Raw genomic sequence first — 19,746 nt, 5'->3', positions numbered from 1 at the left:
AAGTGCGAATTAACGCTTCGAGTACTGCGGACGCTTACGCGCTTTACGCAGACCGACTTTCTTACGTTCAACTTCGCGAGCATCGCGAGTAACGAAGCCAGCTTTGCGCAGAGCGCCACGCAGGATTTCGTCATACTGCATCAGAGCGCGGGTGATACCGTGGCGGATTGCGCCAGCTTGACCACTCACACCACCGCCAATCACGGTGACGTAGATGTCGAACTTCTCGACAGTCTCAGTCAATTCCAGCGGCTGACGAACTACCATGCGGGCAGTTTCACGGCCGAAGAAATTTTCCAGCGAACGGTTGTTGATGGAGATATTGCCAGTACCCGGACGCAGGAAAACGCGTGCGGTTGCGGTCTTGCGACGGCCAGTGCCGTAATTTTGAGTCGCCGACATAATCAACTATTCCGTTAAAACTTCAGTTCTTGGGGCTGCTGAGCAGTATGAGGGTGTGCAGTGCCCGCATAGACTTTCAGCTTACGATACATGTCGCGACCCAGCGGGTTCTTAGGCAGCATGCCTTTGACCGCGGTCTCGATCACGCGCTCAGGAGCTTTGGCGATCAGCTTTTCAAAGTTGATCGACTTGATCCCGCCCGGAAAACCGGAGTGTGAGTAGTAGATCTTGTCGGTGGTTTTAGCACCAGTAACGCGGATTTGCTCAGCGTTGATAACGACGATGTAGTCGCCAGTGTCAACGTGCGGAGTGTATTCCGGTTTGTGTTTGCCACGCAGACGGCTGGCGATTTCAGTAGCCAGACGACCGAGGGTCTGGCCAGCAGCGTCGACGACGAACCAGTCGCGCTTAACTGTTTCCGGTTTAGCAGTATAAGTTTTCATTAATTAGCCTCAGGGGCCGCCCTGATAAATTGAGACGGCGGATCTTACTGAATAGTGCGTACTTTGACAAGGTCAAAGGCAGCCGAAAACAGTCGTTATCGAGGGCTCGGGTCGACACGTTCGGTTTACGGCAAGATTTCTCAGGCAAATGGCGCATCACTTCCACTGCAAAGAGCCGCGAAATTATGCAGATTGCGAAAAAAATTTCAACCTGCTTTTATGTTTCCCTTACCAAAGGAGACGCAAATGGATTATCGCCAGCTCGGCAGAACCGATCTCAACGTCAGCGCAATCTGCCTCGGCACCATGACCTGGGGCGAGCAAAACAGCGAAGCTGAAGCCTTTGCCCAGATCGAACGAGCCAAAACGGCGGGGATCAATTTCCTCGATACCGCCGAGATGTACCCCGTCCCGCCAAAACCGGAAACCTACGCCAGCACCGAGCGCATCATCGGCAACTGGTTCAAGAAACAGGGCGACCGCGCCGACTGGATCCTGGCCAGCAAGATCGCCGGCCCCGGCAACGCCATCGAACATATTCGCGGCGGCAATCTCAAGCACAACCGCGAACACATCGTTGCCGCCCTCGACGCCAGCCTGGCGCGCCTGCAAACGGATTACCTTGATCTGTACCAGCTGCACTGGCCGGAACGCAGCACCAATTTCTTCGGCAAGCTGGGCTACACCCATTCCGATGAAGACTTCACCCCTCTGGAAGAAACCCTCGAAGCGCTGGACGAACAGGTCAAGGCCGGCAAGATTCGCCACATCGGCCTGTCCAACGAAACGCCGTGGGGCACCATGAAGTTCCTGCAACTGGCCGAAAGCCGCAGCTGGCCTCGTGCGGTGTCGATCCAGAACCCGTACAACCTGCTCAACCGCAGCTTTGAAGTCGGTTTGGCGGAAGTCGCCATTCGCGAACAATGCGGCCTGCTGGCTTATTCGCCACTGGCGTTTGGCATGCTGTCAGGCAAGTACGAAGGTGGCGCGCGTCCGGCCAAGGCGCGGCTGAGCCTCTACAGCCGCTTCACGCGCTATTTCAACCCACAGTCCGAGGCAGCGTGCAGTCGTTACGTGGCTTTGGCCCGTGAGCACGGCCTGGAGCCGACGCAGATGGCGCTGGCATTCGTTACCCGCCAGCCTTTCGTGACCAGCAACATCATTGGCGCCACCACGCTTGAGCAACTGGACACCAACATCGCCAGTTTCGAGCTTGAGCTGTCCGAGGAAGTGCTGGCCGGGATCGAGGCGATCCATAAGGATCATCCGAATCCTGCGCCGTAAGTCAGTTTGAATTGTTGGAGCGACCGGGGTGGCGATCCACCTTGCCCGCGAACCAAGCGCCTCGGTGGGCCAGATCCACCGCGTTATCGTTCTTCGCGGGCAAGCCTCGCTCCAACGGCTATCTAGCCCTACAAACTGCGCGCCACAATCTCCTTCATGATTTCGTTCGTGCCCGCATAAATCCGCTGCACCCTCGCGTCCGCCCACGCCCTGGCGATCGGGTATTCCCACATGAAACCGTAGCCGCCATGCAACTGCACGCATTCGTCGAGCACCTTGCATTGCAGGTCGGTGGTCCAGTATTTCGCCATCGCCGCAGTTGGCACATCCAGTTTTCCCTCCAGATGCAGCTCCAGACAGCGATCGACAAATACCCGACCGATCTGCACCTCGGTGGCGATTTCCGCCAGCTTGAAGCGGGTGTTCTGGAAATCGGCAATCGCTTTACCGAAGGCCTTGCGCTCACGGGTGTATTCCAGCGTCCATTGCAGCGCAGCCTCGGCTGACGCCAGCGCGCCAACTGCCACGGTCAAACGCTCCTGGGGCAATTCCTGCATCAGGTAAGCAAAGCCCATTCCCGCCTGACCAAGCAGGTTTTCCCTGGGCACGCGAACATCCTGGAAGAACAATTCCGACGTGTCCTGAGCCTTCATCCCTACTTTCTCAAGGCGCTTGCCCTTGGCGAAACCCGGCGTGTCGGCTTCGACCAGAAACAGGCTGGTGCCCTTCGCGCCAGCCTTGGGGTCGGTCTTGGCGACGACGATGACCAGATCCGCCAGATAGCCGTTGGTGATGAAGGTTTTCGAGCCGTTGATCACGTATTCATCGCCATCCAGCACAGCGGTGGTTTTCACGCCTTGCAGGTCGGAGCCAGCGCCGGGCTCAGTCATGGCGATGGCCGTGACCATTTCGCCTGAAACCAGTTTCGGCAGATATTTCAGCTTCAGCGCTTCGCTGCCGTAATGCAGGATGTAAGGCGCGACGATGTCCGAATGCAGGGAAAATCCGATGCCGGTCAAACCCAGGCGCCCGATCTCCTCGATCACCACGGCACTGTAGAGAAAGTCCGCCGCCATGCCGCCGTACTCTTCCGGCAGATGCGAACACAGCATCCCCTGCTCGCCCGCCTTGCTCCAGAGCTGGCGGTCGATATAGCCCTGCTTTTCCCATTGAGCATGGAAAGGCACGGCCTCCTGCTCAAGAAATTTGCGCACGCTGTCGCGAAAAAGTTCGTGCTCTGAGCTGAACAGGGTTCTGGGAATCATGCGGCACCTGAAGGATGAGAAAGCCGGGATTGGCTTGCAGAGCCTATGCCCATGACGCGAGCGAGGACACTGGACACATCCGACAAAAAATAAGACGATCCAGCCGCTGCTTGACCACTTTCCCATATAAGAACAACAGAATATGTCGACCCAATCTTCCGCCCCGCTGCGGCGCGTCAGCATCCTGGCCATTGACGGGGTATTTGCCTCGACCTTGATGCAGGCCAAGGATTTTTTTCACCTCGCCAGCCTGCGCTACAGCAAACAGCTGGGCCTGGGCCGGACGCCTGCGTTCGAAACCCGCCTGGTCAGCCCGGATGGCAAATCCGTGCGCAGCTTCAGCGATGTCATCCTGCCCGTCGACGGCGATCTCGCCCAAAGCGATGTGATCGTGATCCCGGCCTTTTGGGATGACTTTGATGCGCTGCTTCAGCGTTATCCGCAAATCCTTCCCTGGCTGCGTGAGCAACATGCCAATGGCGCAGTCTTGTGCGGCGAAGCCAGCGGCGTGTTCTGGCTGGCGGAATCGGGCTTGCTGGATGGCAAGGAAGCGACCACTTACTGGCGTTTCTTCGAGCAATTCAGTCAGCGCTTTCCCACTGTTTTGCTCAATCAGGAGAAACACCTGACAGACGCCGACAACCTGTATTGCGCAGGCGGGACTACTTCGGCGTGTGATCTTTATATTTACCTGATCGAACGGTTCTGCGGCGCCAACGTCGCCCAGGCCGTGGCGCGGGACATTCTGTATGAAGTGCAGCGCAATTATTCGCCGGGACGTATGGGATTTGGCGGCCAGAAGCTGCACCAGGACGTGATGATCCTGCAGATCCAGCATTGGCTGGAAGAGCACTTCGCCGACAAGTTTCGTTTTGAGGATGTCGCCCGGGAACACGGCATGAGCATTCGCAACTTCATGCGCCGCTTCCAGAGCGCGACGGGAGACAAGCCCCTGCATTACTTGCAGCGCCTGCGCATCGAGACCGCCAAGGGCCTGCTCTCCGGAACCCGCAAGAGCATCAAGACCATCAGTTATGAGGTGGGCTACGACGATGCGAGCTTTTTTGCGCGCCTGTTTCGCCAGCACACTGAACTGTCACCGAATCAGTATCGGCAGCAGTTTCAGCAGGCTGCGTGAGCGGCTTGCTGAAACCATAGGAGCGGCCTGTAGGACTCGGCTCGTAGGACCGGCTTCAGCCGGGAGAGAGTTGGTATATTAGGCTCCCGGCTAAAGCCGGTCCTACGTGCCGGTCATAAGAACCGATCCCACAAACCAGCCATGCGATCCGTCAGGGCTTGTGCGCCCGCGACAGGAACTCGTGGGACTGCATTTCCAGCAGGCGACTTAGCGTGCGCTGAAATTCGAAGTTCAGGCGTCCGCCGGTGTACAGGTCCTTGAGTTCCACTTCAGCCGAGATGATCAGCTTGACGTTGCGGTCGTAGAACTCGTCGACCATGTTGATGAAGCGGCGGGCGATGTCGTCGGTGGTGACGTTCATCTGCTCGACGCCGCTGATCAGCACCGCATGGAAAATCTTGCCCAGTTCGATGTAATCGTTCTGGCTGCGCGGCCCGTCGCAGAGCTCGCGAAAATCAAACCAGGCCACGTCGTCACAGGTACGAACGGCGCGAATTTCGCGGTTCTCGATCATCAACACATCATTTTCGATGGCTTTGGTGCATTCCGGCGTCAGGGCGCGGAAGCTTTTGCGCAGGCTTTCCTGAGCAGCGTCATCAAGGGGAAAGTGGAACAACTCGGCTTGCTCAAGATGCCGCAACCGATAATCCACGCCGCTGTCGACGTTGACGATTTCGGTGTTCTGCTTGATCAGGGCAATCGCCGGCAGGAAACGCGCGCGTTGCAGGCCATCCTTGTAGAGGCCGTCCGGGACGATGTTCGAGGTGGCAACCAGAGTCACGCCGTTCTTGAACAGCTCTTCCATCAGCGTACCGAGGATCATGGCATCGGTGATATCCGAAACGAAAAACTCGTCGAAACAGATCACTCGCGCCTCGTCGGAAAAACGCTTGGCGATGATCGTCAGCGGATTTCTTTCGCCCTTGAGGGTGCGCATTTCTTCATGCACGCGCTTCATGAAGCGGTGGAAGTGGGTGCGGACCTTGTCTTCGAACGGCAAGGCTTCGAAGAAGGTGTCGACCAGATAAGTCTTGCCCCGCCCTACGCCGCCCCAGAAGTACAAACCCTTGACCGGAGCCTGCTCCTTCTTGCCGAACAACTTGCCGAACATACCCGGTTTGCTGGTGTGCGCGGCGACCAGGTCGTCGTACAAACGCTGCAAATGGCGCACGGCAGTTTCCTGCGCGGCGTCATGGAAAAAGTCGGGGCGCTTCAGATCTGCTTGATATCGTTCTAGGGGGGTCATATTCGTTAGCAAGGCAACAAAAACGGGCCGTCACTGTAGCGACGGCCCGACAGAATGGCAATCAGTCCTGTTGGGGGGTCAGGGCCGTTTTCAGGCTTTCGATGGCTGCATCCCGGGCCGTGGCATCGGCAAATGCCGGGCTGTCGGCCACACATTGGCCATCAAGCCACAAAGTGAAGCTCTCGCCCTCAGCGCGAATGTCGAGCGCGCCGCCCTGCTGCAACTGTTTGCTGGCAGCGCCTGCAGCCTTGCCGTCGGCAAAATTGCGCGACAACAACAGCTGTTCGCCATCGGCGGCGAGCAGACGGAAGCGGAAGCTGCCATCGTCTTCACGGAAGCTGACGAAGCGCGCGCCCTTGGCGGCTTTTTTCTTCTCGGCGGTCGCTACCTGAACGTTGCTGCGGAACGAGCGCAAGCCGACGGCTTCGCGCAATTCGCCAAGGAACGGCGTCGCAACACTGCGGGCCTTCTGGGCGCCTGCGAGCAGAATGTCTTCCAGATCGGCGGGACGCTCGATCAGACGATGGTAGTTTTCGCGCGCTTCGCCCAGCTGACTGTCCAGCAGGGTGAACAAGCGATTCTTCGCCTCGCCCCAGCCCAGGCCCTGCAACAACTCGGAACGGAACTCAGCGTTCTGCTCAGGCGTTGCGAAGGCCTGATAGAGGGTGAACAGGTGCGAGTTGTCCGGATCCTTGGCTTCACCCGGCGCGCGGGAGTCGGTGACGATGCGCGAAATCGCGTCTTTCAGCTCTTTGGCATTGCTGAACAACGGGATCGTGTTGTCGTAGCTTTTCGACATCTTGCGCCCGTCCAGACCCGGCAGCGTGGCAACGCTTTCCTCGATCAGGGCTTCGGGCATGACGAAAAACTCCTTGCCCTGGCCGAACAGGTGATTGAAGCGCTGGCCGATATCACGGGCCATTTCCACGTGCTGGATCTGGTCGCGACCGACCGGCACCTTGTGGGCGTTGAACATCAGAATGTCCGCCGCCATCAGCACCGGGTAGCTGTACAAGCCCATGGTGATGCCGGCGTCCGGGTCTTCGCCGGTCTCGACGTTCTTGTCCACCGACGCTTTGTAAGCGTGAGCGCGGTTGAGCAAGCCCTTGGCCGCCACGCAGGTCAACAGCCAGGTCAGCTCCGGGATTTCCGGGATGTCGGATTGGCGATAAAACGTCACGCGGTCCACATCGAGGCCCGCAGCCAGCCAGGTCGCGGCGATTTCCAGACGCGAGCGCTGGATGCGCAGCGGGTCATCGCATTTGATCAAGGCGTGGTAGTCAGCCAGAAAATAGAACGAATCAGCACCGCTCTCGCGGCTGGCAACGATGGCCGGGCGAATAGCGCCTGCGTAGTTGCCCAGGTGAGGTGTGCCGGTGGTGGTGATACCGGTCAGGATACGAGTGGTCATGGCGGGTCGCTTATCGGGCTGTCATCAATTCGAAAGGCGCGGCATGACCAGATCCTTGAGATCGGTCAGCTTGCCGTGAAAAAAGTGTCCGCATTCTGCCACTTTCAGCAGCTCATGTGGACGCGGCAGCGCTGCGGACCAGTCATACACCACTTGCGGATCGATGACTTCGTCGGTTTCCGGCTGGATCAGGGTCAGCGGGCAGTTCTGCGGCAGCAGATCCTGGTGGCGCAGGCGCATGACCGCAGGCGCGATCATGAACAGATGTTTCAGCTGTTCGCCACCGGCCTCAAGACGCCCACCCAGGGTTGCCGCGACGTAGCCGCCAAAGGAAAAGCCGAACAAGGTGATCGGCAGGTCGGGCTGCTGCTCGCGCAACCAGCGGGCCACGGCGACAGCATCTTCGACCTCGCCCGCACTGGCCTCGGAGGTGCCAGCACTGGCGCCGACACCGCGATAATTGAAGCGCAGGGTACTCAAACCCGCGTCGCGAGCCGTGCGTTGCAGGGTCGAGACGACTTTATTGAGCATGGTGCCGCCCTGTACCGGGTTAGGATGGCAAATCAGCGCCAGGCCTTTGGCGTCCGCCAGATCCAGGTAAAGCGCTTCGAGCTGGCCCACTGGGCCATCAATCAAAACAGGGGTTTCGCGCATGAGCAAAAATGAACTCCGTGACCTCGAATTGGGTCGACTCGTCTAGCTGATTGTCTGCCGGTTACGTATCCGTGAGCGTGTCGCGGTATACAGAGCAGGTTCGAGCCGTTAACGTAAAGCAAAGCCGTTTATAGAGGAAGGACTCGTGGAACACTCGCTCTTAGTTTGGTTGTTGCCGACCCTTGCGCTGGTCGCCGGTGTGGTTATCGGTTTCCTGGTCGCACGTCTGCTGCCCAACACCGCCCCCAACGGTACCCAGCGCCAGCTGGATGACGTTCAGGAGCGTTTCGATAATTATCAGAACGAGGTGGTCACTCACTTCAACAGTACGGCTAATCTGGTGCAAAAGCTGTCCCAGAGCTATCAGGAAGTTCAGGAACACCTCGCCGAGGGCGCCAATCGTCTGGCCCTCGATGAACAGACCCGCCAGCGCCTGCTCGCTGCGCTGCACCCGGAGGCCAATACAATCCAGCGTGATCGTCTGACGCCGCCACGTACCGCAGCAGAGCCGCCAAAGGACTACGCTCCGAAAATGCCGAATGCCCCAGGCATGCTGGATGAGCATTACGGTTTGAAAAAATAATTCGCGACACGCTGCACACAAAAACCCTGCCATTGAAATGAATGGCGGGGTTTTTTGTGTGTGGTCTGGCGTGGGAGCGAGCTTGCTCGCGAAGAGGCCGGAACATCCGCCACACTTTTCGAATCTGAAAAAGCTTCGCGGGCAAGCCTCGCTCCAACAGGATCAAGGCCACAAACAAAAAACCCGCCATCATCTGGCGGGTTTTTGGTTACAGCGTCAGATCAAGGATCAGATCGCGCCACGGCTGCGCAGCAGTTCCAGCACTTGCTTGACGCTTTCCTCAAGGTTCAGCGACTGCGTGTCGATGACCAGATCGGCGTTGAGCGGCACGTCGTACGGGAAGGACTCACCGGGAATGTTGTCGCCATCGGCGGCATACAGACCTTGTGGGTCGCGCTCGCGGCAGACACTTGGCGACGCCTGGACGTAAACGGTCAGCAGACGATCAGCACCGATCAGCGACCTGGCCTGCTCGCGACCTTCGGCATCCGGAGCGACGAATGCTGCCAGCGTCAGCAGGCCCGCTTCGTTGAACTGACGCGCCACGTGAGCGGCACGACGCCAGTTCTCGGTACGTCCGGCACGATCCTGCGGCAGACCCTTGTTCAGGTCGTGACGCAGGTTCTGGCCATCGAGCACGAACACCGCGCGCCCCATGTCGAACAGCTTGCGCTCGACCGCGTACGCCAAGGTGCTTTTGCCAGCGCCGGAAAGGCCGCTGAACAGCACGGTGGCCGGTTGCTGGCCGAAGCGCTGGGCACGCTCTTCGGTCGCTACATGGGCAAGCTTGCCGTGGTGATTGGCGCTGCTGCTGCCCACCGCTTTGGCGATGATCATGCCTGCCGCGACGGTGCCATTGGTCAAGCGATCAATGACGATGAACGAACCCGTGGTGCGGTTGCTGTCGTAGCCGTCCAGAGCGATAGGCGAATCAAGGCTGACCTTGACGCGACCAATCTCGTTGAGCTGCAACGAGCTGGCCGCGCCTTCCGCCAAGGTGTTCACATCCACGCGGTGCACGATGCTGGTGATCGAACCCGGCACGTAACTGGTCGCACGCTTGATGTCGTACTTCTTGCCCGGCAGCATTGGTTCTTCGGCCATCCACACCAACATGGCATCGAACGCGTCGGTAACCTGCGGCACGTTGTCGGCATGCACCAACAGGTCGCCACGGGAAATATCGATCTCGTCTTCCATGGTCAGGGTTACCGCCTGACCAGGACCTGCGTGCTCCAGCTCGCCTTCGAAGGTAACGATGGATTTCACGCGACTGCTCTTGCCCGACGGCAGCACGACGACTTCGTCGCCCTTGTGCACGATGCCGCTGGCCAGAGTGCCGGCGAAACCACGGAAGTTCAGGTTCGGACGATTGACGTACTGCACCGGGAAACGCAGGTCGGTGTAGTTGCGGTCGTTGGCGATCTCGACGGTTTCGAGGATTTCCATCAGCGACTGGCCGGTGTACCAGGGCGAACGCTCGCTCTTGTTCACCACGTTATCGCCCTTGAGCGCCGACATTGGCACGAAGGCCATGGTCGTCGGCTTGAAGGCGATACCTTCGGCGAACTTCAGGTAATCAGCCTTGATCGACTCGAAAACGCTTTCGTCGAAGCCGTTGAGGTCCATCTTGTTGATCGCCACAACGATGTGCTTGATGCCCAGCAGCGAGGCAATGAAGCTGTGACGCCGCGTCTGGGTCTGCACGCCGTAACGGGCGTCCACCAGAATGATCGCCAGGTCGCAGGTCGATGCGCCGGTGGCCATGTTGCGGGTGTACTGCTCGTGGCCCGGTGTATCAGCAATGATGAACTTGCGCTTGGCGGTGGAGAAATAGCGGTAAGCCACATCGATGGTGATGCCCTGCTCGCGCTCGGCCTGCAGGCCGTCGACCAGCAGCGCCAGATCCACGTCATCGCCGGTGGTGCCGGATTTCTTCGAGTCACGGGTGATGGCTTCCAGGTGATCTTCGTAGATCATCTTGGAGTCGTGCAGCAGACGGCCGATCAGCGTGCTCTTGCCGTCATCGACGTTGCCACAGGTCAGAAAACGCAGCATTTCCTTGCGTTCGTGCTGGCCCAGATAGGCGAGGATGTCCTCGCTGATCAAATCAGATACGTGCGACATGACAACCCCTTAGAAATAACCCTGACGTTTCTTTTCTTCCATCGACCCTGCGCCATCGTGATCGATGACCCGGCCCTGGCGTTCGGAAGTTCGCGTCAGGAGCATTTCCTGAATGATGTCGGTGAGGCTGGTGGCCTCGGACTCGACTGCGCCCGTCAACGGGTAGTCGCCAAGTGTGCGGAAACGGACTTTCTTCTTGACGATGCGTGCCTTGTCCTCATCGCTGAGGTGATTGAGCAGGCGCTCGTCGTCGATCATGATCCAGGTGCCGTTCATCTCGATAACGTCGCGCTCGGCGGCGAAATACAGCGGCACAATCGGGATGCCTTCGAGGTAGATGTACTGCCAGATATCCAGTTCGGTCCAGTTGGACAGCGGGAATACGCGGATCGACTCGCCTTTGTTGACGTTGCCGTTGTACACATTCCACAGCTCGGGACGCTGGTTTTTCGGGTCCCAGCGATGCTTGCTGTCACGGAACGAGTACACGCGCTCTTTGGCACGAGACTTTTCTTCGTCACGACGCGCGCCACCAAACGCGGCATCAAAGCCGTATTTATCCAGGGCCTGCTTGAGACCTTCGGTCTTCATGATGTCAGTGTGCTTGGAGCTGCCGTGGGTCAGCGGGTTGATACCCTGCGCGACGCCATCGGGATTGACGTGAACGATCAGGTCCAGGCCCAGTTCCTCGACCATGCGGTCGCGGAAACGATACATTTCCTGGAATTTCCACTGGGTATCCACGTGCATTACCGGAAACGGCAACTTGCCCGGGAAAAACGCCTTGCGCGCCAGGTGGAGCATGACGGCAGAGTCTTTACCGACGGAGTACAGCATCACCGGATTATCAAACTCGGCGGCGACCTCGCGGATGATGTGGATGCTTTCCGCCTCCAGCTGTTTCAGATGCGTCAGTTTGTCGACCATGGCTACTCACGGATTGCATTCGTTATTGACCGGGCAGACGCCCGGGACGGCCAGCGGGCCGTGTTCGAGGCGGCACTCTAGCACAGCGCCTGCTTCTATTCAGGAGACGGGATAGATCGAAACGATCTATGGATATACCGCCTCGTTTGGGTGATCAGATCGGATTGGGGCAGTCGATGAACAGATGCTCCAGTGCAAAGCGCCGGGCCAGATAATCGCCCAAAGCCTGGACACCGTAGCGCTCGGTCGCGTGATGCCCGGCGGCGATAAAACTGATGTTGTTCTCCTGGGCGCTGTGAAACGTCTGCTCCGAGGCTTCGCCGCTGAGGAACAGATCGACGCCAGCCAGCACCGCCTGATCGATGTAGCCCTGCCCGCCGCCAGTACACCAGCCAACCCGTCGAATCATCTCGCTGCCTTCGATCAGCAAGGGTTCGCGCCCCAGCGCCTCCTGAACGCGCCGGGAAAAATCCCGAGGCGTCATCGGCTCGGCCAAGGAGCCGACCAGGCCAATGACCTTAGAGTTTTCCGGATCGAGCGGCCCTTCGACGGTGATGTCCAACTGCCGCGCCAACTGCACGTTATTGCCCACGTCCGGATGCAGGTCCAGGGGCAAGTGATAAGCCAGCAGGCTGATGTCGTGCTTGAGCAGCGTTTTCAGGCGGCGCTGCTTCATGCCGGTCACGCAGGGATTTTCGCCTTTCCAGAAATAACCGTGGTGCACGAGGATCAGATCGGCCTGGGCATCTACCGCAGCATCCAGCAGCGCCTGACTGGCGGTGACGCCACTGACGATGCGCATGACTTGCGGGCGGCCCTCGACTTGCAGACCATTCGGGCAGTAGTCCTGGATGCGGGCGCTGTTCAGATAGCGATCGGCTTCTTCTACTAGGGTGCTCAGCGCAACAGCCATGAAAGACTCCTGAATATTCGGTTCAGAGCGGATAGTGTCCTGACTCGGGAAAACGTAGACTTTCGTACAGCTTATTTCCGAGACAGGACAGCAACTGCTCGTATAATGCCGCCCATTATGGCGCAGATGGGCGACCAGCCGCAGCGTCGAACCACTTTCAGGACTGCTCAATGTTCAAAGCACTGCGGTTTTTCGGCTGGCCGTTGCTGGCCGGTGTGCTCATCGCTCTACTGATTATTCAGCGCTACCCACAATTGGTCGGCTTGCCCAGCCTTGATGTGAATCTTCAACAGGCGCCACAGACCACCAAGGTTCAGCAAGGACCCGTGTCCTATGCCGACGCAGTGAGCATGGCTGCGCCTGCGGTGGTCAACCTGTACACGACCAAGATGGTTAACAAGACCAGTCATCCACTCTTCGAAGACCCACAATTCCGACGCTTCTTCGGCGATAACCTGCCCAAGCAGAAGCGCATGGAATCCAGCCTTGGCTCGGGCGTCATGATGAGTCCGGAAGGCTACATCCTGACCAACAACCACGTGACCACCGGCGCGGACCAGATCGTCGTGGCACTCAAGGACGGTCGGGAAACCATCGCCCGGGTGATCGGCAGCGATCCGGAGACCGACCTTGCGGTGCTCAAGATTGACCTGAAGAACGTGCCAGCAATCACCATTGGCCGCTCTGACAGCATTCGCATCGGCGATGTCGCGCTGGCTATCGGCAACCCGTTCGGCGTCGGCCAGACCGTGACCATGGGCATTATCAGCGCCACGGGCCGCAATCAGCTTGGCTTGAACACTTACGAAGATTTCATCCAGACCGACGCCGCCATCAATCCGGGCAACTCCGGCGGTGCACTGGTCGATGCCAATGGCAACCTGACCGGTATCAATACCGCGATCTTTTCCAAATCCGGCGGTTCACAGGGCATTGGCTTTGCCATTCCAACCAAGCTGGCGATGGACGTCATGAAGTCGATCATCGAACACGGTCAGGTGATTCGTGGCTGGCTGGGCATTGAAGTGCAACCCTTGACCCAGGAACTGGCAGAGTCGTTCGGTTTGAAGGATCGTCCAGGCATCGTTGTCGCGGGTATTTTCCGCGATGGACCTGCACAGAAAGCCGGCCTGCAACTGGGGGATGTAATCCTGAGCATCAATGGCGAGCCCGCCGGCGACGGACGACGCTCGATGAATCAGGTTGCCCGCACCAAACCCAGCGACAAGATCGACATTCAGGTCATGCGTAACGGCAAGGAAATGAAGCTCAGCGCCGAAGTGGGCATGCGCCCACCTCCGGCGGTGACGCCGGTTGAGCAGGACTAAGCTCTCGAATTAGCGCTTCATTGCGTAGGACCGGCTTTAGCCGGGAGCGCGTCCTCCCGGCTAAAGCCGGTCCTACAGATACTTCGCTTGCAACCTACAACCCCGCCAACCCGTCCAGCAGCGCCTGATTCTGCTCTGGCGTGCCAATGCTGATGCGCAGGAATTGCACGATGCGTTCCTGCTTGAAGTGCCGCACGATCACGCCTTGTTCACGTAACTGCGCCGCCAGCCCTGCTGCGTCGTGGTCGGGGTGACGGGCAAAGATGAAGTTCGCCGCCGAAGGCAATACCTCGAATCCTTTACCCTGCAACGCCACGATCAGCGCTTCACGGCTGGCGATCACTGCATTGCGGGTGGCGTCGAAGTGCTCACGGTCCTCGAACGCCGCCGTCGCGCCGACAATCGCCAGGCGATCCAGCGGGTAGGAGTTGAAGCTGTTCTTGACCCGCTCCAGCGCTTCGATGAGATCCGGATGGCCAACCGCCAGACCAACGCGCAAGCCCGCCAGCGAGCGCGACTTGGACAACGTCTGGGTCACCAGCAGGTTTGGATAACGCTGTACCAGACTGATCGCGGTTTCGCCGCCAAAGTCGATATACGCCTCGTCCACTACGACCACTGAATCCGGGCTGGATTTGAGCAGTTTTTCCACAGCCTCAAGGGCCAGCAGGCAACCCGTTGGCGCATTCGGATTAGGGAAAATGATGCCGCCGTTAGGCTTGGCATAATCCTCGACGCGAATCTGGAAATGTTCGTCCAGCGGCACGGCGTCGAAATCGATGCCGTAGAGTCCGCAATACACGGGATAGAAGCTGTAGCTGATGTCCGGGAACAACAGCGGTTTGTCGTGGCGGAAAAACGCGTTGAAGATATGCGCCAGCACTTCGTCGGAACCGTTACCGAGAAAAACGTGGCTGGCCGGCACGCTGTAATAACTGGCCACTGCCTGCTTGAGCAGATCGCTGTTTGGGTCGGGATACAGGCGCAGGTCATCGGTCAGCTCGGCACGCATCGCCGACAGGGCCTTTGGTGATGGACCGTACGGATTTTCATTGGTGTTGAGTTTGACCAGCTTGGTCAGCTTCGGCTGTTCGCCCGGCACATAAGGCACCAGATCATTGACGAACGCACTCCAGAATTTACTCATCTCAGTTCCCCTGCCCTTCAGTGCTGTCGATGATTCGATATTCGGCGCTGCGCGCGTGAGCGGTCAGAGACTCGCCTCGAGCCAGCACTGAAGCCGTCTTGCCCAGTTCAGACGCGCCCTGCTCCGAGCAATAAATGATCGAGGAGCGCTTCTGGAAATCGTACACGCCCAGCGGCGACGAAAAGCGCGCAGTGCCCGACGTTGGCAGGACGTGGTTCGGCCCTGCGCAATAATCGCCAAGGGCTTCGGACGTGTGACGGCCCATGAAGATCGCGCCCGCGTGGCGGATCAGCGGCAACCAGGTTTCCGGATCGGCTACCGACAACTCCAGGTGTTCTGGCGCAATACGGTTGGCGACTTCAATCGCCTGCTGCATATCCACCACTTTGATCAACGCACCACGGCCATTGATCGACTTGTCGATGATCTCGGCACGCTCCATGGTCGGCAGCAATTTAGCGATGCTGGCGGCGACTTTATCGAGGAACTCGCCATCCGGGCTGACCAGAATCGCCTGGGCGTCTTCATCGTGTTCGGCCTGGGAAAACAGGTCCATGGCAATCCAGTCCGGATCGGTCTGGCCATCGCAGACCACGAGAATTTCCGAAGGACCGGCGATCATGTCGATGCCGACCTGACCGAACACGTGGCGCTTGGCCGTTGCGACATAAATGTTGCCGGGGCCGACGACTTTATCGACCTTGGGCACGCTTTCCGTGCCATAGGCCAATGCGGCAACCGCTTGTGCGCCACCGATGGTAAACACCCGGTCAACGCCGGCAATACAGGCCGCGGCCAGCACCAACTCGTTGATTTCGCCACGCGGAGTCGGCACGACCATGACCACTTCGGTGACGCCCGCCACTTTCGCGGGAATGGCGTTCATCAGGACCGATGAAGGGTAAGACGCCTTGCCGCCCGGCACGTAGAGCCCGGCACGATCCAGCGGCGTGACTTTTTGGCCCAGCACCGTGCCATCGGCCTCGGTGTAGGTCCAGGAGTCCTGTTTCTGCTTTTCGTGGTACATGCGCACCCGATCCGCGGCCTTTTCCAGTGCTTCGCGCTGGGCCGGGGTGATGCGCGTCAATGCCAGTTCCAGACGCTCGCGAGGCAGGATCAGATCCGCCATCGAAGCGACCTGCAAACCATCAAAGCGCTGCGTGTACTCAACCAATGCGGCATCGCCACGTTCGCGCACAGCCTTGATGATTTCCAGCACGCGCTCGTTGACCGAATCATCGGACACACTTTCCCAGCTCAGCAGATGATCCAGATGATGTGCGAAATCAGGGTCAGCGGCGTTGAGTCGGCGAATTGCAGTCGGTGCGGTCATAGCGAGAGCCTCATAGGAATGGCAAAAACTCAGGCGCCCTAAACTAGCAGTCGATCCGCTTGGGCACCTGAGAATTCTGGCTATGAGGCGGATAGACGGGCGCGACTCAAGGTCGCGCGGGTAAGTCAGCCGCGGTGTCGTGACTCCACTGCGTTGCGCAGGGTGTCGATCAGCGCCTGGATGCGGGCGTGCTGCATTTTCATCGAAGCCTTGTTGACTACCAGACGCGAGCTGATCATGGCGATCAGTTCCTGCGGCTCCAGGCCATTGGCACGCAGCGTGTTGCCGGTGTCCACAACGTCGATGATCTTGTCAGCCAGGCCAATCAGCGGTGCCAGTTCCATCGAGCCGTAGAGCTTGATGATGTCAACCTGACGGCCCTGCTCGGCATAATAACGTTTGGCAACATTGACGAACTTGGTCGCCACGCGCAGACGCCCTTTGGGTTCAACGGCGCCAATGGCACCGGCCGTCATCAGCCTGCACTTGGCAATCTGCAGATCCAGCGGCTCGTATAAGCCCTGGCCGGTGTATTCCATCAGCACATCTTTACCGGCGACACCCAGGTCGGCAGCGCCATGCTCGACATACGTCGGCACATCAGTGGCGCGCACGATCAACAGGCGCACATCGGCCTGGGTCGTGGGGATGATCAGCTTGCGGCTCTTGTCCGGATTCTCGGTCGGCACGATGCCTGCTTCAGCGAGAAGCGGCAGCGTGTCGTCAAGGATACGGCCCTTGGACAGTGCGATGGTCAACATGGAAACGTCAGTCCTTATCAGGAAACTTTTGTCCGGACGCAAACGGCGCCGAACAACCCTCACGCGAAGAACACCAGGCATGAGGTGGAACGAATCAAAAATCACACAAGTGTCGAATTACAACCCTGATGCATAACCGAACTGATTCGGCCAGGCATCAGGGATGTCTGAAGTCTACTAGCCCGGAACGCGACGAATCTTGGCGCCCAGCATTTGCAGCTTCTCTTCGATGCACTCGTAACCACGATCTATGTGGTAGATGCGGTCGATCAGAGTGTCACCCTGGGCAACCAGAGCCGAGATCACCAGACTGGCCGATGCGCGCAGGTCGGTCGCCATGACTGGCGCGCCTTTGAGAATCTCGGTGCCGGTCACGATTGCGGTATTACCCTCAACCTGGATCTGCGCGCCCATGCGGTGCATTTCGTACACGTGCATGAAGCGGTTTTCGAAGATGGTTTCGATCACGGCGCCAGTGCCTTCAGCGATGGCATTAAGCGAAATGAACTGCGCCTGCATGTCAGTCGGGAACGCAGGATACGGCGCTGTCCGAATGTTGACGGCTTTGGGCCGCTTGCCGTGCATGTTCAGTTCGATCCAGTCGACGCCGGTGGTGACTTCGGCACCCGCTTCCTGAAGCTTGAGCAACACCGCTTCGAGGATCGTCGGATCGGTATCCTTGAGCTTGACGCGACCGCCAGTGGCCGCAGCAGCAACCAGGTAAGTACCGGTTTCGATGCGATCCGGCATGACCTTGTAAGTCGCCGAACCCAGGCGCTTCACGCCATCGATGGTGATGGTGTCAGTGCCGGCACCGTGAATCTTGGCACCCATGGCAATCAGGAAGTTGGCGAGGTCGACCACTTCAGGTTCGCGGGCAGCGTTCTGCAGAACGCTGCGACCGTTGGCCAGGCTGGCGGCCATCATGATGTTCTCGGTACCGGTCACACTGACGGTATCGAAGAAGAAATGGGCTCCGCGCAGGCCGCCTTCAGGCGCCTTGGCCTTGATGTAGCCGCCTTCCACGTCAATGATCGCGCCCATGGCTTCAAGACCACGGATGTGCAGGTCAACCGGACGCGAGCCAATGGCGCAACCGCCAGGCAACGCAACTTCGGCTTCACCGAAACGGGCAACCATCGGACCGAGCACCAGAATCGAGGCACGCATGGTTTTCACCAGTTCGTACGGCGCGATCAGGGTCTTGATGGTACGGGCGTCAATTTCAACGCTGAGCTTTTCGTCGATCACAGGCTCGATGCCCATGCGACCAAACAGCTCGATCATGGTGGTGATGTCGTGCAGGTGTGGCAGGTTCTGTACGGTGACCGGTCCGTCGGCCAGCAATGTAGCGGCAAGAATCGGCAGGGCAGAGTTCTTCGCCCCGGAGATGCGGATTTCGCCGTTAAGACGAACGCCGCCAGTAATAATCAGTTTATCCATAAGAATCTCGACGCCAATTGGCTCAGGTGCGCTCGGCCCATGCAGCGCGGCTGAAAAATTTCATAGTGACCGCGTGGATGCTGCCATCGGCGATCCAGGGGTTCAAATGAGCATAGATCTGCTGCTGACGCTTGACGGGGCTAAGTGTAGCCATCTCGTCACTGATCACGTTGAGCTGGAAGTTGCAGCCTTCGCCTTCAACTTCGACCTGGATCTCAGGCAACTTCCCTTCAAGGAAGCTCTTAACTTCTACGGCGTGCATGCTTAACCTCGATTGGCGACCTACGCGCGCGGGTCGGCCATCATACAAAAAAGCCCACTCAATGCGAACCCCGCAACGCGGGACCCGGACGAGGGGCTCATTCAATGGACATCATTCAATGGTTGCCGAGCAACTCGGTCAACTCTGACACCTGGGCAATCTTGCGCATGTCTTCAGGCATCGCGCGAACGGTGACCGACTTGCCTGCGTCCTTGGCGTCCCGCATGAATGCGAGCAACAAAGCGAGGCCGACACTGCTGGACTTCTCGACACCGGCGCAGTCGAGCACTACGGTTGGCAGCTCGCTCGACTTTATCAGTGCCGAACCCTGCTTGCGCAGGGCCGGACCGGAGCGATAGTCGAGCACACCGGTCAACTGCAGCTCACCCGGTGCGCCAAGTCGAATGGCGGACTCAGTCATTGCGCAGCCTGACCGGCAGCGTCAGGCGCCTTTTCCTTGGCCTTGGCCACTTCGCCAGCCCAATTATTGATGGTTTCATCAAGGTTGTTGCCGTTGCGCTGCATGGCGTCGGAGAACTGATCACGGAACAGCTTGCCGATGTTGATGCCGTTGATGATCACGTTGCGCACTTTCCACTCGCCGCCAAGCTTGACCAGAGTGTAGGACACCGGGTAGTTCGCCCCGTTGTTGCCCTTGACCAGCATGTCGACGCTGGTGCGGTCGTCACCTTCGGCTTTTTCCGGGGAAACGGTAATGCCTTGGTTGTTGTATTCCAGCAAGGCATTGCCATAGAACTGCATCAGGCTGCGCTTGAAGTTTTCCTGGAAGCGCTGCATCTGGGCCGGCGAAGCCTTGTGCGAATACTTGACGGTCATGATGCTTCTGGAAATGCCGTCGGCATCCACCACAGGCCCGACAATGCGATTGAGTGCATCGTAGAAGGCGCTGGGATTGGTTTTGTACTGTTCTTTGTTGGTCGCCAGGTCAGCGAGCAATTCCTTGGTGGTGCGATCCACCAGGTCATGCGCGGACGGTGTAGTAGCCGCATTGGCCAGCATCGGTAGCAACGCCAGTAATACCAGCAGGCCACGGCGCAAGGTTGAGATCATGTAAAAGC

20 protein-coding genes are annotated in these 19,746 nt (G+C 58.6%); 4 read left to right on the top strand and 16 right to left on the bottom strand.

Annotation, left to right across the window (positions count from 1 at the left end; genetic code table 11):
• Window positions 1-9 precede the first annotated feature (9 nt).
• Window positions 10-402 (bottom strand): 30S ribosomal protein S9, encoded by a 393-nt coding sequence (gene rpsI, locus AFK24_RS08970; RefSeq protein ID WP_065832912.1) that lies wholly within the window; start codon window positions 400-402, stop codon window positions 10-12.
• Window positions 403-416: 14 nt separating this feature from the next.
• Window positions 417-845 carry a 50S ribosomal protein L13 gene (rplM, locus tag AFK24_RS08965; protein WP_020292945.1) on the bottom strand — a complete coding sequence of 143 codons (429 nt, stop codon included), beginning with the start codon at window positions 843-845 and terminating at the stop codon, window positions 417-419.
• A gap of 246 nt (window positions 846-1,091) precedes the next feature.
• Here rplM and AFK24_RS08960 point away from each other — a divergent pair, with 246 nt between their 5' ends.
• Entirely contained in the window at window positions 1,092-2,129 is a 1,038-nt protein-coding gene (locus tag AFK24_RS08960; protein ID WP_065832911.1) for an NADP(H)-dependent aldo-keto reductase, read from the top strand.
• Window positions 2,130-2,257: 128 nt separating this feature from the next.
• Here AFK24_RS08960 and AFK24_RS08955 read toward each other — a convergent pair whose 3' ends face one another.
• Window positions 2,258-3,394: an acyl-CoA dehydrogenase family protein gene (locus tag AFK24_RS08955; protein WP_065832910.1), complete on the bottom strand. Its 1,137-nt coding sequence runs from the start codon at window positions 3,392-3,394 to the stop codon at window positions 2,258-2,260.
• A 217-nt stretch (window positions 3,395-3,611) separates the two neighbouring features.
• On the opposite strand from AFK24_RS08955, the gene AFK24_RS08950 reads away from it, so the two are divergent.
• Entirely contained in the window at window positions 3,612-4,532 is a 921-nt protein-coding gene (locus tag AFK24_RS08950) for a GlxA family transcriptional regulator (protein ID WP_170826305.1), read from the top strand.
• 151 nt (window positions 4,533-4,683) lie between these two features.
• Here AFK24_RS08950 and zapE read toward each other — a convergent pair whose 3' ends face one another.
• The 3 genes from zapE to AFK24_RS08935 form a co-directional block, all read right to left on the bottom strand.
• A complete protein-coding gene (zapE, locus tag AFK24_RS08945) occupies window positions 4,684-5,778 on the bottom strand; it encodes a cell division protein ZapE (protein WP_020292941.1) in 1,095 nt (364 codons plus the stop codon).
• Between the two features lie 61 nt (window positions 5,779-5,839).
• Entirely contained in the window at window positions 5,840-7,189 is a 1,350-nt protein-coding gene (locus tag AFK24_RS08940) for a tryptophan--tRNA ligase (RefSeq protein WP_065832908.1), read from the bottom strand.
• Window positions 7,190-7,213: 24 nt separating this feature from the next.
• Window positions 7,214-7,843, bottom strand: a complete 630-nt coding sequence (locus tag AFK24_RS08935; protein WP_065832907.1) for an alpha/beta hydrolase — start codon at window positions 7,841-7,843, stop codon at window positions 7,214-7,216.
• Window positions 7,844-7,988: 145 nt separating this feature from the next.
• Between AFK24_RS08935 and AFK24_RS08930 the strand changes: the two genes are divergently transcribed.
• Complete coding sequence (locus AFK24_RS08930; protein ID WP_065832906.1) at window positions 7,989-8,426, top strand: YhcB family protein; 438 nt, start codon at window positions 7,989-7,991, stop codon at window positions 8,424-8,426.
• Window positions 8,427-8,654: 228 nt separating this feature from the next.
• Here the strand turns inward: AFK24_RS08930 and cysN are convergent, their stop codons facing one another.
• The 3 genes from cysN to AFK24_RS08915 form a co-directional block, all read right to left on the bottom strand.
• A complete protein-coding gene (cysN, locus tag AFK24_RS08925; RefSeq protein WP_065832905.1) occupies window positions 8,655-10,553 on the bottom strand; it encodes a sulfate adenylyltransferase subunit CysN in 1,899 nt (632 codons plus the stop codon).
• A gap of 9 nt (window positions 10,554-10,562) precedes the next feature.
• Window positions 10,563-11,480 carry a sulfate adenylyltransferase subunit CysD gene (gene cysD, locus AFK24_RS08920; RefSeq protein WP_065832904.1) on the bottom strand — a complete coding sequence of 306 codons (918 nt, stop codon included), beginning with the start codon at window positions 11,478-11,480 and terminating at the stop codon, window positions 10,563-10,565.
• Between the two features lie 154 nt (window positions 11,481-11,634).
• Window positions 11,635-12,393 carry a Nif3-like dinuclear metal center hexameric protein gene (locus AFK24_RS08915; protein ID WP_065832903.1) on the bottom strand — a complete coding sequence of 253 codons (759 nt, stop codon included), beginning with the start codon at window positions 12,391-12,393 and terminating at the stop codon, window positions 11,635-11,637.
• 170 nt (window positions 12,394-12,563) lie between these two features.
• On the opposite strand from AFK24_RS08915, the gene algW reads away from it, so the two are divergent.
• Window positions 12,564-13,721 (top strand): Do family serine endopeptidase AlgW, encoded by a 1,158-nt coding sequence (gene algW / locus AFK24_RS08910; RefSeq protein ID WP_065832902.1) that lies wholly within the window; start codon window positions 12,564-12,566, stop codon window positions 13,719-13,721.
• Window positions 13,722-13,815: 94 nt separating this feature from the next.
• Here the strand turns inward: algW and hisC are convergent, their stop codons facing one another.
• The 7 genes from hisC to AFK24_RS08875 all read right to left on the bottom strand — a co-directional run bounded on the left by hisC (window position 13,816) and on the right by AFK24_RS08875 (window position 19,738).
• Window positions 13,816-14,868, bottom strand: coding sequence for a histidinol-phosphate transaminase (gene hisC / locus AFK24_RS08905; RefSeq protein WP_065832901.1), 1,053 nt, complete (start codon window positions 14,866-14,868; stop codon window positions 13,816-13,818).
• 1 nt (window position 14,869) lies between these two features.
• Window positions 14,870-16,201: a histidinol dehydrogenase gene (hisD, locus tag AFK24_RS08900; RefSeq protein WP_065832900.1), complete on the bottom strand. Its 1,332-nt coding sequence runs from the start codon at window positions 16,199-16,201 to the stop codon at window positions 14,870-14,872.
• Between the two features lie 125 nt (window positions 16,202-16,326).
• Window positions 16,327-16,962: an ATP phosphoribosyltransferase gene (gene hisG, locus AFK24_RS08895; RefSeq protein WP_020292931.1), complete on the bottom strand. Its 636-nt coding sequence runs from the start codon at window positions 16,960-16,962 to the stop codon at window positions 16,327-16,329.
• 177 nt (window positions 16,963-17,139) lie between these two features.
• Window positions 17,140-18,405: a UDP-N-acetylglucosamine 1-carboxyvinyltransferase gene (gene murA / locus AFK24_RS08890; protein WP_065832899.1), complete on the bottom strand. Its 1,266-nt coding sequence runs from the start codon at window positions 18,403-18,405 to the stop codon at window positions 17,140-17,142.
• 22 nt (window positions 18,406-18,427) lie between these two features.
• Entirely contained in the window at window positions 18,428-18,667 is a 240-nt protein-coding gene (locus AFK24_RS08885; RefSeq protein WP_065832898.1) for a BolA family protein, read from the bottom strand.
• A 115-nt stretch (window positions 18,668-18,782) separates the two neighbouring features.
• The gene (locus AFK24_RS08880; RefSeq protein ID WP_065832897.1) at window positions 18,783-19,088 is read right to left on the bottom strand and encodes an STAS domain-containing protein; all 306 of its coding nucleotides are present in this window, start codon (window positions 19,086-19,088) and stop codon (window positions 18,783-18,785) included.
• Window positions 19,085-19,738 (bottom strand): MlaC/ttg2D family ABC transporter substrate-binding protein, encoded by a 654-nt coding sequence (locus AFK24_RS08875; protein WP_065832896.1) that lies wholly within the window; start codon window positions 19,736-19,738, stop codon window positions 19,085-19,087. Before AFK24_RS08875 ends, AFK24_RS08880 begins: the two co-directional genes overlap by 4 nt.
• Window positions 19,739-19,746 lie beyond the last annotated feature (8 nt).

The sequence above is a fragment of the Pseudomonas syringae genome (assembly GCF_001698815.1).
GTDB classification, from domain to species: Bacteria; Pseudomonadota; Gammaproteobacteria; order Pseudomonadales; family Pseudomonadaceae; genus Aquipseudomonas; species Aquipseudomonas syringae_A.
This window is presented reverse-complemented; position numbering and strand designations above follow the sequence as displayed.

Coding starts and splice junctions, on each gene's coding strand:
- AFK24_RS08950 (WP_170826305.1), top strand. CDS start 3,612: ATGCAGGCCAAGGATTTTTTTCACCTCGCCAGCCTGCGCTACAGCAAA.
- rplM (WP_020292945.1), bottom strand. CDS start 845: ATGAAAACTTATACTGCTAAACCGGAAACAGTTAAGCGCGACTGGTTC.
- AFK24_RS08955 (WP_065832910.1), bottom strand. CDS start 3,394: ATGATTCCCAGAACCCTGTTCAGCTCAGAGCACGAACTTTTTCGCGAC.
- zapE (WP_020292941.1), bottom strand. CDS start 5,778: ATGACCCCCCTAGAACGATATCAAGCAGATCTGAAGCGCCCCGACTTT.
- cysD (WP_065832904.1), bottom strand. CDS start 11,480: ATGGTCGACAAACTGACGCATCTGAAACAGCTGGAGGCGGAAAGCATC.
- rpsI (WP_065832912.1), bottom strand. CDS start 402: ATGTCGGCGACTCAAAATTACGGCACTGGCCGTCGCAAGACCGCAACC.
- murA (WP_065832899.1), bottom strand. CDS start 18,405: ATGGATAAACTGATTATTACTGGCGGCGTTCGTCTTAACGGCGAAATC.
- AFK24_RS08880 (WP_065832897.1), bottom strand. CDS start 19,088: ATGACTGAGTCCGCCATTCGACTTGGCGCACCGGGTGAGCTGCAGTTG.
- AFK24_RS08935 (WP_065832907.1), bottom strand. CDS start 7,843: ATGCGCGAAACCCCTGTTTTGATTGATGGCCCAGTGGGCCAGCTCGAA.
- AFK24_RS08875 (WP_065832896.1), bottom strand. CDS start 19,738: ATGATCTCAACCTTGCGCCGTGGCCTGCTGGTATTACTGGCGTTGCTA.
- AFK24_RS08960 (WP_065832911.1), top strand. CDS start 1,092: ATGGATTATCGCCAGCTCGGCAGAACCGATCTCAACGTCAGCGCAATC.
- hisC (WP_065832901.1), bottom strand. CDS start 14,868: ATGAGTAAATTCTGGAGTGCGTTCGTCAATGATCTGGTGCCTTATGTG.
- AFK24_RS08915 (WP_065832903.1), bottom strand. CDS start 12,393: ATGGCTGTTGCGCTGAGCACCCTAGTAGAAGAAGCCGATCGCTATCTG.
- algW (WP_065832902.1), top strand. CDS start 12,564: ATGTTCAAAGCACTGCGGTTTTTCGGCTGGCCGTTGCTGGCCGGTGTG.
- hisG (WP_020292931.1), bottom strand. CDS start 16,962: ATGTTGACCATCGCACTGTCCAAGGGCCGTATCCTTGACGACACGCTG.
- AFK24_RS08940 (WP_065832908.1), bottom strand. CDS start 7,189: ATGACCACTCGTATCCTGACCGGTATCACCACCACCGGCACACCTCAC.
- cysN (WP_065832905.1), bottom strand. CDS start 10,553: ATGTCGCACGTATCTGATTTGATCAGCGAGGACATCCTCGCCTATCTG.
- hisD (WP_065832900.1), bottom strand. CDS start 16,201: ATGACCGCACCGACTGCAATTCGCCGACTCAACGCCGCTGACCCTGAT.
- AFK24_RS08885 (WP_065832898.1), bottom strand. CDS start 18,667: ATGCACGCCGTAGAAGTTAAGAGCTTCCTTGAAGGGAAGTTGCCTGAG.